The organism is Stenotrophomonas sp. SAU14A_NAIMI4_5 (genome assembly GCF_003086795.1).
In the GTDB taxonomy this organism is placed as follows: Bacteria; Pseudomonadota; Gammaproteobacteria; order Xanthomonadales; family Xanthomonadaceae; genus Stenotrophomonas.
This window is the reverse complement of record NZ_CP026003.1, coordinates 4,263,239-4,277,489: the sequence shown is the minus strand read 5'-3', so window position 1 is coordinate 4,277,489 and position 14,251 is coordinate 4,263,239. Positions and strand designations below refer to the sequence as shown.

Here is a 14,251-nt window from a genome sequence, read left to right as displayed (position 1 = left end):
GGCGCATCGGGCCTTGTCTTTTCGAGGCCCGCGCCGCCGACCCTCCAGCGCAGGAGTATCCTATCGCCATGGCTGACACCCCCCTTTCCGCGCCGCATCCGGCGCCGACGCCGCGCTGGCGTCACTACTGGTCCCTGATGCGCGCCGATCGCCCGATCGGCACCCTGCTGCTGCTGTGGCCCACCTGGTGGGCGCTGTGGCTGGCCACCGGCGGCCTGCCGCCGCTGTGGACGCTGTTCGTGTTCACCGCCGGCGTCTGGCTCACCCGCTCTGCAGGCTGCGTCATCAACGATTACGCCGACCGCTGGCTGGACCCGCACGTGGAGCGCACCAGGTCGCGCCCGCTGGCAACCGGCGCGATCAGCGGCCGCGCGGCGCTGGCGCTGTTTGCCGTGCTGATGCTGGTGGCCTTCGGGCTGGTGCTGACCCTGAACTGGCTGACCATCGCCCTGAGCTTCATCGGCGTGTTCCTGGCCGCCAGCTACCCCTACCTGAAGCGCTACACCCACCTGCCGCAGGTGTACCTGGGCATGTCCTTCGGCTGGGGCATCCCGATGGCCTTCGCCGCCGTGCAGGGCGAGGTGCCGATGCTGGCGTGGCTGCTGTATGCGGGCAACATCCTGTGGTCCACCGCGTATGACACCTGGTACGCCATGGTCGACCGCGAGGACGACCTGAAGATGGGCTCGCATTCCACCGCCATCCTGTTCGGCGAGCTGGACCTGGTCATCCAGGGCGTGCTGTACGCGCTGTTCCTGGCCACGATGGCCCTGGTGGGCGTGCGCGGCGGGCTCGGCGGGTACTACCTGGCCGGCGTGGCCGTGGCCGCAGTGCTGGTGGTGTACGAATTCTGGATCTGCCGCAACCGCGAGCGCGGCCCGTGCTTCAAGGCCTTCCTGCACAACAACTGGGTGGGCGCGGCGCTGTTTGCGGGCATCGCAGTGGACCTGGCGCTGCGCTGAGAAGCGTGGGGTCGGATCCCTTTCCCACCGGGAAAGGGCTCTGACCCCATCTTGGGGTGCCGGTAGAGTCGAGCTTGCTCGACTGATCCGCGCGGCCAAGCCAGAGCAGTCGAGCAAGCTCGACTCTACGACCAATAGGTGGCTGACAGCCCGCACCTCACCGCCCAGAATCGGTCCATCGAACCTGGGAGGGTAGGCGATGGCCTCGTCAGCAGCGGCAGCAGTACAGGACGGCTGGATGGCGCGCGCAGCGCTGCGCTCGGCCGCCTGGGCGGAAAAGTGGTTCCCCGACGCGTACGTCTTCGCGGTGCTGGGCGTGGTCATCGTCGCGGTGGCGGCGATGGGCTTCGGCTCGACCCCGCAGGCCACGGCCAGCGCCTTCGGCGACGGCTTCTGGAGCCTGATCCCCTTCACCATGCAGATGGCCTTCGTGGTCATCGGCGGCTACGCGCTGGCCACCGCGCCGGTGGTGGCGCGCTTCATCGATTTCCTTGCGCGGGTGCCGCGCACCGGCCGCGGCGCCGTGGTCTACGTCGGCCTGGTCAGCATGCTGGCCTCGCTGCTCAGCTGGGGCTTCTCGCTGGTGTTCGGCGGCCTGCTGGTGCGCGCACTGGCCCGCCGCGCCGAACTGCGCATGGATTACCGCGCCGCCGGTGCCTCGGCCTACCTGGGCCTGGGCGCGGTGTGGGCGATGGGCCTGAGCTCCTCGGCCGCGCAGCTGCAGGCCAACCCGGCCAGCATGCCGCCCGGCCTGGTGGAAATCACCGGCGTGCTGCCCTTCACCGAAACCATTTTCCTGTGGCAGTCGATCGCGCTGACCGCGGTGCTGATCCTGGTGTCGCTGCTGATCGCCTGGCTGACCGCGCCGGCTGCGGGCAGTGCGCGCACCGCCGAGGATTTCCCTGGTGCCGCACAGGCCGAGCCCGAGCCGCTGCAGCAGCGCACGCGCCCAGGCGAATGGCTGGAATACAGCCCGCTGCTGACCGTGCTGCTCTCGCTGCTGGCGTTCGGCTGGCTGTTCAACGAGTTCGCCAACAAGCCGGTGGTCACCGCCATCGCCAACCTCAATACCTACAACTTCCTGTTCATCTCGCTGGGCCTGCTGCTGCACTGGCGGCCGCGCAGCTTCCTCAACGCGGTGGCCAAGGCGGTGCCCAGCACCACCGGCGTGCTGATCCAGTTCCCGCTGTACGGCGGCATCGCGATGATCCTCACCCATGCCGCCGGCGGCGACGGGCAGACCCTGGCGCATCGCCTGTCCAGCCTGTTCGTGCACGTGGCCAGCACCGATACCTTCGCCCTGGTGATGGGCGTCTACTCGGCGGTGCTGGGCTTCTTCGTGCCGTCCGGTGGCGGCAAGTGGATCATCGAAGCGCCGTACGTGATGCAGGCCGCCAACGAACTGAAGGCACACCTGGGCTGGGCGGTGCAGGTCTACAACGCGGCCGAGGCGCTGCCGAACCTGATCAACCCGTTCTGGATGCTGCCGCTGCTGGGCGTGCTGGGCCTGAAGGCCCGCGACATCGTCGGCTTCACCTTCATCCAGCTGCTGGTGCATATCCCGCTGGTGCTGGGCCTGCTGTGGCTGCTGGGCATGACCCTGACCTATGTGCCGCCGGTGATGCCGTAGGGGATCGCCCTGTAGAGTCGAGCTTGCTCGACTGCTTCGCGCGGCCACGCCAAAGCAGTCGAGCAAGCTCGACTCTACGACAGGAAACCCTCAGCCTGCCGCCTGCTTCTCGATCTCCGCCTTGCGCAGCAAAAACCGCTGCACCTTGCCGCTGGGCGTCTTCGGCACCGCCACCACGAACTCCACCTGGCGCGGGTAGGCATGCGCGGAAAGCCGATGGCGAACGTGCTGCTGCAGTTCGTGCGCCAGCGCGTCGCTGCCCTCGAACCCGTCGCGCAGGATCACGAAGGCTTTGACGATCTCGGTCCGCTCCGGGTCGGGCACGCCGATCACCGCCACCTCGGCCACGGACGGATGCTCCATCAGCGCGCTCTCCACGTCGAACGGGCCGATGCGGTAGCCGGAGGAAGTGATGAGGTCATCGGAGCGGCCGATGAAGCTGATCGAGCCGTCGTCCTCGCATTCCACCGAATCGCCGGTGCGGTAGTAGCCATCGGCGATGGCCGGCGTCTCCGCCTGGTAGTAGCCGGTGAACCACATGATCGGTGACTGCTTCAGGTCCACCGCGAGGATGCCGGGCGTGCGCGGTGGCAGCTCGTTGCCCTGGTCGTCCAGCACCGCCACGCGGTAGCCGGGCATCGCAAAGCCCGACGACCCGGGACGCACGCTGTGGGCCAGCGCGTGGTGGTTGTTGACCACCATGCCGGTCTCGGTCTGCCCGTAGTGGTCCAGCACCGTGGTCTGCAGGTGCTCGGCAAACCAGCGGGCGATTTCCGGGTTCAGCGGTTCGCCGGCGCTGCTGACCACGCGCAGCTGGCCCTTGATGCCGGCACTGGCGGCGGGGCCGGCAGCAATGATCTGCCGGTATGCAGTGGGCGAACCGGCCAGGTTGGTCACCCCCAGCTGGCCGATGATCGTGTTCAGGCCGTGCACGCTGAAGCCGGCTTCGCTGAAGGTGGTGGCATGGCCAAGCATCAGCGGGCCGATCACCGCGTAGTACAGGCCGTAGGCCCAGCCTGGATCGGCGATGTTCCAGAACACATCGTCGGCGCGCAGGTCCACGGCCAGTTCCATGTAGCTGGCGAAGGCCATCATCGCGCGCAGCGGCACGGGCACGCCCTTGGGGCTGCCGGTGGTGCCGGAGGTCGAGAGCAGGGCCATCAGCGCATCGCCCGGCAGCAGCACGGGCTCCAGCGTGGGCGCTGCGGCCGCGGTGGCGGCGCGCCAGTCGATGTCCCCGTCGCGCAGTGCCTGGCCGGGTGTCAGTACGGTGGCCACCTGCGGGCAGGCATCCAGTTCGTCCAGCTTGCCGCGGTGCGCACTGTCGGTCACCACCAGCCGGGTGTGGCCGGTCTTCAGGCGGCTTTCGATGGCCTTGGGGCCGAACGCGGTGAACAGCGGCTGGTAGACCGCGCCCAGGCGCCAGGTGCCGAGGATGGTGGCCAGCAGGTCGGGCGTGCGCGGCAGCAGGCCGGCCACCACATCGCCGGGGCCGACGCCGGCGGCACGCAGCACCTGTGCGGCGCGGGCGGCGGCATCGCGCAGCTCATCGAAGGTGTACAGGTGCAGCGCACCCTGTGCGTCGATCCAGCGCAGGGCCAGCCGATCACTTCCGCAGTAGCGGTCGCAGCACTCCACGCAGGCATTGAGGCCCTCGTCCAGGCGCCCCTGGAATCGGGCCTGCCACTGCGAGATATCGAAGCGGTCGCGGGCTTCATCGTAGGAAGGGCGTACTGCGGTCTGCGGGGCCATGCGCGTCTCCGGCGGGTGTCCGCCTGACCATAGCGGTGCCGCGCGCGGCTGCAAATGGGACCTTGGGATGAGGCCGTCATGCGCGCGTCACACGGGCCAAGGCCGCTGAATGCGGGTGTTGCCGTGCGGGCATGAGCACATGCATTCGCCGCATGAATCCTTCAGGGGCTTGTGCGGCAAGGGGCGCGCGGTGTTTTCGCGGGCGCGTGCACGCCAGCCTAGCTGGGTTGCAACGCATGGTTAACCTTCGGCTGCAGACGATGGCCCCGTCCACCGCATTCCGCGCGTGGCTTCGGAGACACGGACATGGCACAGCAGAACCAGCAGAACCAGAAAGGTCAGCAGAACCAGCAGGGTCAGCAGAACCAGCAGGATCAGCAGCAGGGTCGCGGTCGTGACCAGCAGCAGCAACAGCAGCAGGACCAGCAGCAGAAGCGCAACCAGCAGCAGGGCAGCCACGACGAAGAAGAATGATCCTGGCTCCTCCCAGGTCTGAACACTGAAGCCCCGCCTCGTGCGGGGCTTCGCTTTTACAGCACGCCGGTTTAGAGCACGCCGACCCGTTCCAGCACCGCGCTGGCGGCCATGTCGTTGGGGTTGGTGCCGGGCAGGCCCTGCGGCACGTCCATGCCCATGCCACGGTACAGGTCCACCCAATGCTGGGAGATTTCCCCGGTCTGCGGGTTGCGGAAGTTCATCGGCTGCAGCGCGAACACGTGATGCGCACGGAAGGCACGCTCGATGAAATCCGAGCAGTAGTAGCTGTCCTCGTTCAACACGTAAGCCGTGTTGTACGGCTTGCCCAGCATCGTGCGTGCCTTGGCAACCGCATCGGTGATCGCACCGGCCGGCGCCGCACGCAGCCGGTACAGGACGATCTGCCGCTGCTTGCCGCGCGCGTCGCGCTGGAAGTCCACCAGCGTCTGCTGCCGCGAGCCCTTTTCATCGGCATGCAGTACCTGCCAGCCGTGCGCACCGGCAGCCACCAGGGCCACGTGGTCGAAGCTGGTCGCGCCCTGCGTGGCGGTGGCATCGTCGATGGCCGCACTCAGGCCGCTGTGCCCGGCGGTGACGAACAGCAGGTCGCCCTCGCGCACCTGCACGCCTGCGGCGAGCGCGGTCGAGAAAGGGGAGAGCAGCAGGCCGATGACCAGCAGGAAGGTGCGCATGGGAAACCAGGGGCAGGCGGGAGCGGGCTAGTCTACCCCGCGGCCCGCGGCGGTTCCGGGCCACGGATGTGGAAGCGCAGTTAACCCGACCGTGGCTATGCTTGCCTGCCCCGCGCCAGGCACCCGCGCGACCGACCCGGAATCAGGAGGATCCCTTGAACCAGCTTCACTACGCCGCCCTGGCACTTGCCTTCGGGCTGGCGCTGTCGGCCTGCAAGCCCGCGCCACAGGCCGCACCGGCCGAAGCTGCGGCGCCGGCCTCGACCAGCACGGCCGCCACTGCCAGTGCCCCGGCCGCGCCGGTTGCGGCCCCGGCCGACGCCGGCACGCAGTGCCCCCATCCGGTCTTCGAGGATTTCCTCGCGCACTTCGGTCATGAGATCGCCCTGCAGGAAGCGGCCACGGCCGATCCGCTGCTGGACAGCTACATCGATGCCGGCGCCGAGCCCGAGCCGGCCACGGTTGAGCGCACCGTCGCGCTGGCCGAGGTCGAGTGGCCGGTGATGCCGGACCCGGCCACGCTGAAGGGCCGCGGCCGCGAAATGCAGGTCACCGCCCTGGCCGATGGCCAGATGCAGGTGCAGATGCGCACCCCCGACACCAGCGACCAGCAGACCTACACCTTCGCCCGCAGACCGTGCTGGCAGCTGGTCAAGCGTGAAGACGAATCGATCTGACCCTGCCGTAGAGTCGAGCCTGCTCGACTGCGGATGAAGCCAGTCGAGCATGGCTCGACTCTACAAAGGACGTTGTCATGAACACCCGCAGGATGCGATCGATCACCGCCAGCGTGCTGCTGCTCGCCACCGGCACGCTCAGCGCGCAGACGCTGCACGCCGACGACCGCAGCTGGTTCGCCGATGCGGCGGCCGAGCAGGCGGCACGCACCAGGCTCTCTGCTGCCGTCGCCACACTGCGCGATGCCGGCCCGACGGACCCCGCGACGCGCGTACAGCAGGCCGAGCGCCTGCTCGGCGAATGCCAGCGCCATCGCGCCTACCTGCACCTGCAGGCCGCCCGCAATGCACGTGACTCCCGCCCGGTGCAGGCGCAGCGCGCCGTCGCGGATGTGTGCGATGACGCCGCCGGCATCGCGCGCAAGGCGCTGGTCGATGCACCGGCCGATGCGCGCTGGGTGGCGCCGTACGCCTGGCTGCGCACGCGCGCGCTGGGCAACACCGGTATCTCCACGACGCCGCCTGCTGCAGGCGTGGAAGATGCCGTGGACGAGGTGGCCAGCCCGGCCCTGGATGCATTCGCACGCCTGCAGCGGCAGCTGCTGCAACACGCCAGCTATCCGTCATTCCCCAGCAACGGCGGGCTGCTGGACAGCCGCAAGGACAGCACGGCGCTGTCACGACACCCGGACCGTGCGCTGCGCGAGGCTGGCTGGAAGGGCTACTGGCAGGGCGTGGCATCGCAGCGTGAGGCCATGGCCAGCACGCTGCTGGCGCTGGTGCAGGTCAACGATCGCGCCTCGCAACTGCAGGGGGACGGCAGTGCCCCTGAGCACAGTTACCGCCGCATGGGCCTGGACCCGGACGCGGTGCAGGCAACCCTGGCCGCCGTGCAGCGCCATGCTCCGCAGCGCCGTGCCTACCAGCACGAGCTTTTGCGGCATGCCGAGCATATGGGCATGGCCGACCCGCAGATCTGGGATCTCAGCCTGCCCGATGCAGGCTTCGTACCGCCGGTCCTCACCCTTGAGCAGGTGCGCGATACCGCCACCGATGCGATGCGCGGGCTGGGACCAGCGTATGCCGGTGAAGTACGCGCACTGCTCGACCCGGCGCAGCGGCGCATGGACATGGCCCCGACGCTGGGTCCGCGTAGCGCCGATGCCTTCCCGGTCGCAGCCCCCGGCGTGCCCTCCCTGCTGTTCGTCGGCCAGCGCGGTGGCACGCTGGAAAGCGACGTCGAGGTCGTGCATGAGGCCGGGCATGCCGTGCATGGGCAATGGATGGAGCGCGGGAACGTGTCGGCGTTCTATCGCAACGGTACCTCGTGGTTGAACGAGGCCTACGCCATCTTCAACGAGCTGGAATTCCGCGACCAGCTGTACCAGCAGGCGCAGGACCCACGTGCCAAGGCCTATTACCTCACGTCGCTGCTGGATGACATCGTGCTGCAGCTGTTCATCGCCTCCGAGGAGGCGCAGCTGGAGCAGTCGATCTACCAGGGCGTGGCCGCTGGCACGCTCGGCACTGCCGATGATCTCGATGCGCTGACCCTGAAGGTGCTGTCCGGCTACGGGATGATGGCCGAGCGCTACCCCGCGCTGGGCGCCACCTGGGAAACCAAGCGGCTGATGTACGACGATCCGCTGTACCTGGCCAACTACCTGTTCGCCGGCCTCGTCGCCGTGCAGCTGTACGTGCAGGAGCAGCAGGATCCGCAGGGCTTCCGCCAGCGCTATCTGGCCGTGTTGTCCGAAGGCTTCGACCGCGCGCCGCAGGAACAGGTGGCGCAGCTGCTGGGCCACGTACCGGACTGGTCGGCGCTGGTGGATGCGAACCTGCAGGTGTTCGACGCCCAGGTGGCGCGCCTGCAGGCGCTGCATGCGCAGATCGAAGCCGGGCAGGGCGGCTGAAGGAACAACGATGGAGAAGGTGATGGCACGACCGCAACACATGCACCGGCACCTGCTGGCCTACCTGTGGTGCGCGATGCTGCTGTTGGCAGTGCCCCTGCTGGCCATCGCCCAGACCCGGATCCCCGTGCTGGATTCGCCGGTGGTCGATGTCACCGGCGTACTTTCGGCCAGCACCACCGACCGCCTGCAGCAGCAGTCGCGCGCGCTGTTCGAACGCAGCGGCGGCGCGCAGCTGCAGGTGCTGGTGGTGGGCAGCACCGGTGATGAGAGCATCGAAGCCTATGCCCAGCGCGTGTACGACCAGTGGCAGCTGGGGCGCAAGGGCGTGGACGATGGCGTGCTGCTGCTGGTGGCCGTGCAGGACCGGCATGTGCGCATCCAGCCGGGCTATGGCCTGGAAGGCGCCATTCCCGATGCGTATGCCAAGCGCATCATCGAAGAAACGATCCTGCCGCGCTTCCGCGACGGTGATATCGACCAGGGCGTGATCGACGGCAGCGCGCAGCTGGTCCAGCTCATCGATGGCGAGCCGCTGCCACCGCCGCCCAGCAACAATCCGTTGGACATCGCCTGGGGCAACTTCGATACGGTGGTGTTCAGTACCGCGCTGCTGGCGTTCTTCGTCGGTCTGTGGCGATCACCGCGGATGATGGACCCGCCCCCGCTGCGGCGGCCGGGTGGGCCGCGCAAGAAGCGCCGGAAAGCCGCTGCAAAGGCCGCGGACGCAGCGGTGGGCGATGGCCCCAAGCCGCGCCGCTGGTGGCGCGCACCGCTGGAGTGGCTGGGCGTGATCATCGTGGGCATGCTGTTGACGGCGATCTTCCAGCCGCGCGCGGCGCTCGGCATGGGCATGCTGTTGACGTTCTTCGTGCCCGTCTTCTGGGGCTGTGGGCGCAGTTGGCGGCGCAGCCGCGGCACCCGCCGCACGCTGTTTGCCATGCTGGCCATCAGCGCGGTGCTGGCGTTGACCCTGCAGCTCACGCCCGGCGTGTTCCCCGGCCTGGTCATCCACGTGGCGGCTTACATTGCGCTGGGCGTGCTCACGTTCCTGGTCATGCTGCCCTGCATCGTTGCGCGTGATTGCTGGCAGCGCAGCCGTGTCGAGTTCGCGGTGCGGCTGCTGTTGTTCCTCATCGTGGCCGGGTTGGCGGGGCTGTGGATCGTCGACGCGACACGCGATTCCGATGCCGGCATCTTCCTGTCGTCGGTGGCAGGGTTTGCGGCGTACGTCGGCTGGATCCTGTTGATGTCCAAGGGCGGCGGCGGCGGCGGTGGAGGTGGCGGTTCGGGCGGCAGCTCGCGCTCCTCGTCCTCCTCGTCGAGCTCTTCGTCGTCCTCGTCGTCGTCCAGCTGGTCCGGCGGCGGTGGCAGCAGTGGCGGTGGGGGCGCGTCCGGCAGTTGGTAGGTGTCAACCTTGGTTGACACGCCTCTCCGCGCCGGGACAGTGTCCGCCGGGCATGGCCCGGCGCTACCGTGGACCGCGAATTTACGCGACCACCCGCCACCCCTGTGCGGCATCGGCCAGCTCGCCGCTGCCCTGCACATCACCCACGCGCAGCAGCAGGCCCTGTGCGTTGGGCAGGTCCTTCTGCTCGGGGAACCAGCGACGATCCGCGGCCACCACGATCAACAGACCTTCGTCATCGCCCATCGGCGCGAAATGCGATGAGGGCGGGCTGAGCGGCTGCAATCCGAAACGCGCGCTGGCCTCCTCACGCACCGCATCCACGTCCGCACTCGGCAGGCCCACTTCACTCAGGCAGGTCAGCTCACTGCCGTGGAACGCGCCGCTATGCGTACTGGCCGGCAGACGCTTGCGGCCGATCAGCTCGAGGATCAATCCATCCGGCCCGGTGAAGTACACCGACTGCGACTGCCAGTTGCTCTCCAGCGCGAAGTAGTCGATGCCCTCGGGATTGCGCTGCAGTAGCACGCGTTCGCGCAGCCATGTCATGGCCTCGTTGAAGCGGTTGTCAGGCACGTTGAAGGCCAGGTGCACGCCGCCCAGCGGCTGTCCGTTGGCCTCTTGCAGTTCGATCGTGCTCCAGCCGATGTGCACGTGGTTGCCGACCACGCGCAGCTGCATCACGTCGTGGAACCAAGCGGCGACCGTGCCCACATCGGACACCGGCAGGGTGAGGTGTAGCAGGCGCATGATGCGGTCTCCTTGCGTGCGCGATGCTTTGATTCTATTACGCGCGTGCTGAGGGTGCCGCCCACGACGACTTCCTCCTGTCGCGTTCACGTAACGTCCGCTTCACACATCGTGCCGAGACTGCGCGACTTGTCCAGGCCGCCTGTACAGGCGCGCCTGACCCTGTCGTGCAGTCCCGGAGTACCCGTCGTGCAGAGCTCGTTGTTGTCGCGTTCCATCCTCCTCGCCCTTTCCATGGTCAGCGCAGGAGGCGCGATCGCAGCAGATGCCAGTACGGCAGGCACCCCCGATGGCGGCACCCATGCCGCGCCGACCCAGCTGGATGCCATGCTGGTCACCGGCACCCGCGCCTCCAACCGCACCCAGTTCGAAACGCTGGCGCCGGTGGATGTGTTCACCAAGGAAGACATCACGTCCGTCGATTCCACCGACCTGAAGGACGTGCTGGCGCAGCTGGTGCCGTCGTTCGTGGTGCAGCGCCTGCCGATGGCCGATGGCCAGGTGTTCGTGCGCCCGGCCACCCTGCGTGGCCTGTCGCCGGACCAGACCCTGGTGCTGGTCAACGGCCGCCGCTTCCACCGCAGCGCGCTGCTGGGCAACCGCGGCGCACAGGCCGCTGACCTCGCGCAGATTCCGACCAGTGCCATCAAGCGCATCGAAGTGCTGCGAGATGGTGCCTCGGCGCAGTACGGTTCGGACGCCATCGCCGGCGTCATCAACATCATTCTTGAAGACAGCCCCGGCACCGAGATCACCGCGGGCTACTCGCAGTACGCGCAGGGCGATGGTGCCTCGCGTGATTTCAGCGCCCGCACCGGCTGGGCGCTGGGCGACTACGGCAGCCTGGCGCTGTTCGCCGAATCGTCGAACTCCGATGCCACCTCGCGCACCCGCCAGCGCCCCGATGCCATCGCCTTCCAGGCCGCGCACCCGGATCTGGACGTGCCCAACCCAGTGCAGCGCTGGGGCCAGCCGGAGCTGGAAAGCCGCCGCGTGGGCTTCAACCTGAAGGCCAACGCCAGCGATACGCTGGAGGTCTATGCCTTCGGCCTGTACAGCCACAGCGATGGCGTCAGCGATTTCAACTGGCGCAATCCGGACACCACCACCGGCGCCTACCGCACCACCAGCATCTTCCCCGGCTGGGATCTGCGCTCCATCTATCCGGTGGGCTTCAGCCCGCAGTACGGCAACGTGCAGAACGACCTGCAGCTGGTCGGCGGCCTGCGCGGCGAGATCACCCCCAAGCTGCGCTGGGATGTCAGTGCGTCGTACGGTCGCAACGCCATCGATTACAGCCTGGACAATGCGATCAACGCCTCGCTGGGCCCGGACAGCCCGACCTCGTTCGACCTCGGCCGCCTGACCCAGACCGAGAAGAACGCCAACGTTGACTTCAACTACGAGTGGGACGTGGCCGCGCTGGCCAAGCCGGTCAACGTCGCCTTCGGTGCCGAGTTCCGCCAGGAAACCTATGAAGTGCGCGCCGGCGATCCGGCTTCGTACGCCGTCGGTCCCGGCGCAGCGGCCGGCCTGGAAGCCAATGCCAACGGCGCACCGGGCTTCTCCGATACCCAGGCCGGCAAGTGGGACCAGCGCAGCCACGCCGCCTACGTCGATATGGAAGTGCCGCTGGGCGAGCGCTGGAGCATCGGTGCCGCCGGCCGTTATGAAGACTTCTCCAGCTTCGGCAATACCGTGGACGGCAAGCTGTCGGCGCGCTTTGCGATCACCCCGGACGTGGCCCTGCGCGGTACGTTCTCCACCGGCTTCCGCGCGCCCACCCCGGCACAGTTGAACACCACCAGCACCACCCAGGGACTGGACACGCGCACGCTGCAGATCTTCACCAGCGGCCGCCTGTCGCCGAATGATCCGCTGGCGCAGCTGCTCGGCGCCAAGCCGCTCACCCCGGAAGAATCGCGCACTGCTTCGCTGGGCCTGACCTGGCGCACCGATGTGGGCTTGTCCGGCTCGGTGGATGTGTACCGCATCAAGCTCAGCGACCGCTTCAGCCAGTCGGCCAGCTTCGCCATTCCGGCCGGCACGCCCAATCCGCTGGGCTACACCTCGGTCAACTACTTCACCAACGATTTCGACACCACCACCAGCGGCGTCGACGTGGTCGGCAACTACCTGCGAGATCTCGGCACCGGCCGCATGACGCTGACCCTGGCCTACAACTTCAACCGCACCCGCGTGGACAACGGCAGCCTCTCGGTGGCGACCAACGAAACCCAGCGCGTGCTGTTCGAAGACCGCCTGCCGGAGCACAAGGGCAGCTTCACCGGTACGTGGGACGTGGGTGCGTGGTCGCTGATGGCGCGCGTGCGCTACTACGGCGCCTGGACCGATTCGACCGGCAATGCGACCGGCGATATCTACCAGCGCTTCGGTGACATGACCTTCCTCGACCTGGCCGCCGGCTACCGCATCAACGAGCACCACAGCCTGCGCGTGGGCGTGGACAACGTGTTCGACCGCTACCCGGACGAGGCGACCTTCCAGGCCAGCCGCGGCCTGATCTACTCGCGCAACGCACCCTACGACACCGACGGTGCCAACGTGTACGCGCAGTACCGGCTGACCTTCTGATGGACAGCCGCCGCCGTAACCTGCTGCGCGCCGGCACCCTGCTGCCGGCCGCCGCAGCGCTGTCTTCACTGCCTGCCATGGCTGCTGCACGCTACCCTGCGGCCATGGAAATTCCTGCAACGACCGTGGCGCCGGACGTGCTGGCCTGCGATGAAGGCTACTGGGCCGCCGTGGCCAGCCACTTCGACATCACCGATGAAGTGAACCACCTGGAAAACGGCTACTGGGGCGCGATGGGTCGCGAGACCCTGGCCAGCTACCAGCGGCACACCGCCGAGGTGAACCGTGGCAACGCCTGGTACGGGCGCCACACGTTCCCCGCCGAGTACATGGCCGTGCACCGCCAGGTGGCTGACATGCTGGGCGTGGGTGCCGACGAAATCGCACTGACCCGTGGTGCCACCGAGGCGATGCTGGCCTTGATCGGCGGCTACAATCGCCTCGCGCCGGGCGACCAGGTGCTGTACGCCGACGTGGACTACGACAGCATGATCGGCGCCATGCGCTGGCTGCAGCAGCGGCGCGGCGTGCAGGTGGAGCGCATCGCCCTGCCGGCCGTGCCCGACCGCGCGCAGATCCTGCAGGCCTACGATGCGGCCTTCGCGCGGATGCCGAAGCTGAAGCTGGTGCTGCTGACCCAGGTCAGCCACCGCCATGGCCTGGTGCTGCCGGTGGCCGAGATTGCCGAGCGTGCGCGTGCACGCGGTATCGATGTGATCGTCGATGCCGCCCATGGCTTTGGCCAGATCGCCTTCGCCGTGCCGGACCTGAAGGCCGATTTCGTGGGCATCAACCTGCACAAGTGGATCGGCGCGCCGGTAGGCGTGGGCGCGATGTACGTGCGCAAGGGCCGCGTGGCCGACCTCGACCCGTACATGGGCGAGGCCGATGATGGTCGCGTGGGCAGCCGCGTGCACACCGGCACGGTCAACTTCGCCGCTTACCTGGCGTTGCCGGAAGCCATTGCCCTGCACCAGCGCATCGGCTCGGCCAACAAGCAGGCACGCCTGCGCTACCTGCGCGAGCGCTGGACGGTGCCCGCGCGGCAGATGGCGCACCTGGAAGTGCTGTCCTCGCCGGACCCGGCATTGGCCAGCGCACTGGCCAGCTTCCGCCTGCGCGGCCGCACCAGCGTGGCCGACAACATGGCGCTGCAGAAGCGGCTGCTGGATGAGCACCGCGTGTTCACCACGCACCGCGATGGCCTGGAATCAGGCGCCTGCGTGCGGGTCACGCCCTCGGTGTTCACCCGGCCGCAGCAGATGGACGCGCTGGTGGAAGCGCTGGCCGCGTTGGCCTGAGGCCGCTCTGGTGTGGGGTCAGAGCCCTGGTGGGTGCCGACCGTTGGTCGGCACATCCCTCCGGGCGCGGCACGCCCGACCCATGCCATCATGC

The 14,251-nt window shown here is 68.3% G+C and carries 11 protein-coding genes; 7 read left to right on the top strand and 4 right to left on the bottom strand.

The genetic code is table 11. The features are described from left to right. Positions 1 to 68 precede the first annotated feature (68 nt). Both ubiA and C1925_RS19550 read left to right on the top strand, forming a co-directional pair. A complete protein-coding gene (ubiA, locus tag C1925_RS19555; RefSeq protein WP_108770344.1) occupies positions 69 to 962 on the top strand; it encodes a 4-hydroxybenzoate octaprenyltransferase in 894 nt (297 codons plus the stop codon). Positions 963 to 1,161: 199 nt separating this feature from the next. Further along, positions 1,162 to 2,592 carry a TIGR00366 family protein gene (locus C1925_RS19550; RefSeq protein WP_174213522.1) on the top strand — a complete coding sequence of 477 codons (1,431 nt, stop codon included), beginning with the start codon at positions 1,162 to 1,164 and terminating at the stop codon, positions 2,590 to 2,592. A 90-nt stretch (positions 2,593 to 2,682) separates the two neighbouring features. Here C1925_RS19550 and C1925_RS19545 read toward each other — a convergent pair whose 3' ends face one another. The 3 genes from C1925_RS19545 to C1925_RS19540 form a co-directional block, all read right to left on the bottom strand. Next, positions 2,683 to 4,344, bottom strand: a complete 1,662-nt coding sequence (locus tag C1925_RS19545; protein WP_108770342.1) for an AMP-binding protein — start codon at positions 4,342 to 4,344, stop codon at positions 2,683 to 2,685. A gap of 240 nt (positions 4,345 to 4,584) precedes the next feature. After that, a complete protein-coding gene (locus C1925_RS21245) occupies positions 4,585 to 4,803 on the bottom strand; it encodes a hypothetical protein (protein ID WP_216821982.1) in 219 nt (72 codons plus the stop codon). Between the two features lie 86 nt (positions 4,804 to 4,889). Next, positions 4,890 to 5,513, bottom strand: a complete 624-nt coding sequence (locus tag C1925_RS19540; protein WP_108770341.1) for a YiiX/YebB-like N1pC/P60 family cysteine hydrolase — start codon at positions 5,511 to 5,513, stop codon at positions 4,890 to 4,892. 155 nt (positions 5,514 to 5,668) lie between these two features. Here C1925_RS19540 and C1925_RS19535 point away from each other — a divergent pair, with 155 nt between their 5' ends. The 3 genes from C1925_RS19535 to C1925_RS19525 all read left to right on the top strand — a co-directional run bounded on the left by C1925_RS19535 (position 5,669) and on the right by C1925_RS19525 (position 9,511). Further along, entirely contained in the window at positions 5,669 to 6,190 is a 522-nt protein-coding gene (locus tag C1925_RS19535; protein ID WP_108770340.1) for a hypothetical protein, read from the top strand. Positions 6,191 to 6,282: 92 nt separating this feature from the next. Beyond that, positions 6,283 to 8,103 (top strand): M3 family metallopeptidase, encoded by a 1,821-nt coding sequence (locus C1925_RS19530; RefSeq protein ID WP_254051448.1) that lies wholly within the window; start codon positions 6,283 to 6,285, stop codon positions 8,101 to 8,103. Positions 8,104 to 8,125: 22 nt separating this feature from the next. Further along, positions 8,126 to 9,511, top strand: coding sequence for a TPM domain-containing protein (locus C1925_RS19525; RefSeq protein WP_159097577.1), 1,386 nt, complete (start codon positions 8,126 to 8,128; stop codon positions 9,509 to 9,511). 81 nt (positions 9,512 to 9,592) lie between these two features. Here C1925_RS19525 and C1925_RS19520 read toward each other — a convergent pair whose 3' ends face one another. Beyond that, a complete protein-coding gene (locus C1925_RS19520; RefSeq protein ID WP_108770337.1) occupies positions 9,593 to 10,261 on the bottom strand; it encodes a VOC family protein in 669 nt (222 codons plus the stop codon). 189 nt (positions 10,262 to 10,450) lie between these two features. Between C1925_RS19520 and C1925_RS19515 the strand changes: the two genes are divergently transcribed. Further along, on the top strand, positions 10,451 to 12,856 hold the full coding sequence (locus C1925_RS19515; RefSeq protein ID WP_108770336.1) for a TonB-dependent receptor: 2,406 nt from the start codon (positions 10,451 to 10,453) through the stop codon (positions 12,854 to 12,856). Beyond that, on the top strand, positions 12,856 to 14,157 hold the full coding sequence (locus tag C1925_RS19510) for an aminotransferase class V-fold PLP-dependent enzyme (RefSeq protein WP_108770335.1): 1,302 nt from the start codon (positions 12,856 to 12,858) through the stop codon (positions 14,155 to 14,157). Before C1925_RS19515 ends, C1925_RS19510 begins: the two co-directional genes overlap by 1 nt. The last annotated feature ends 94 nt before the right edge of the window (positions 14,158 to 14,251 follow it).

Bases quoted from the DNA above. Each gene is read 5' to 3' on its own strand.
- C1925_RS19545 (WP_108770342.1), bottom strand. From the start codon at position 4,344: ATGGCCCCGCAGACCGCAGTACGCCCTTCCTACGATGAAGCCCGCGAC.
- C1925_RS19520 (WP_108770337.1), bottom strand. From the start codon at position 10,261: ATGCGCCTGCTACACCTCACCCTGCCGGTGTCCGATGTGGGCACGGTC.
- C1925_RS19525 (WP_159097577.1), top strand. From the start codon at position 8,126: ATGGCACGACCGCAACACATGCACCGGCACCTGCTGGCCTACCTGTGG.
- ubiA (WP_108770344.1), top strand. From the start codon at position 69: ATGGCTGACACCCCCCTTTCCGCGCCGCATCCGGCGCCGACGCCGCGC.
- C1925_RS19510 (WP_108770335.1), top strand. From the start codon at position 12,856: ATGGACAGCCGCCGCCGTAACCTGCTGCGCGCCGGCACCCTGCTGCCG.
- C1925_RS19550 (WP_174213522.1), top strand. From the start codon at position 1,162: ATGGCCTCGTCAGCAGCGGCAGCAGTACAGGACGGCTGGATGGCGCGC.
- C1925_RS19540 (WP_108770341.1), bottom strand. From the start codon at position 5,513: ATGCGCACCTTCCTGCTGGTCATCGGCCTGCTGCTCTCCCCTTTCTCG.
- C1925_RS19530 (WP_254051448.1), top strand. From the start codon at position 6,283: ATGCGATCGATCACCGCCAGCGTGCTGCTGCTCGCCACCGGCACGCTC.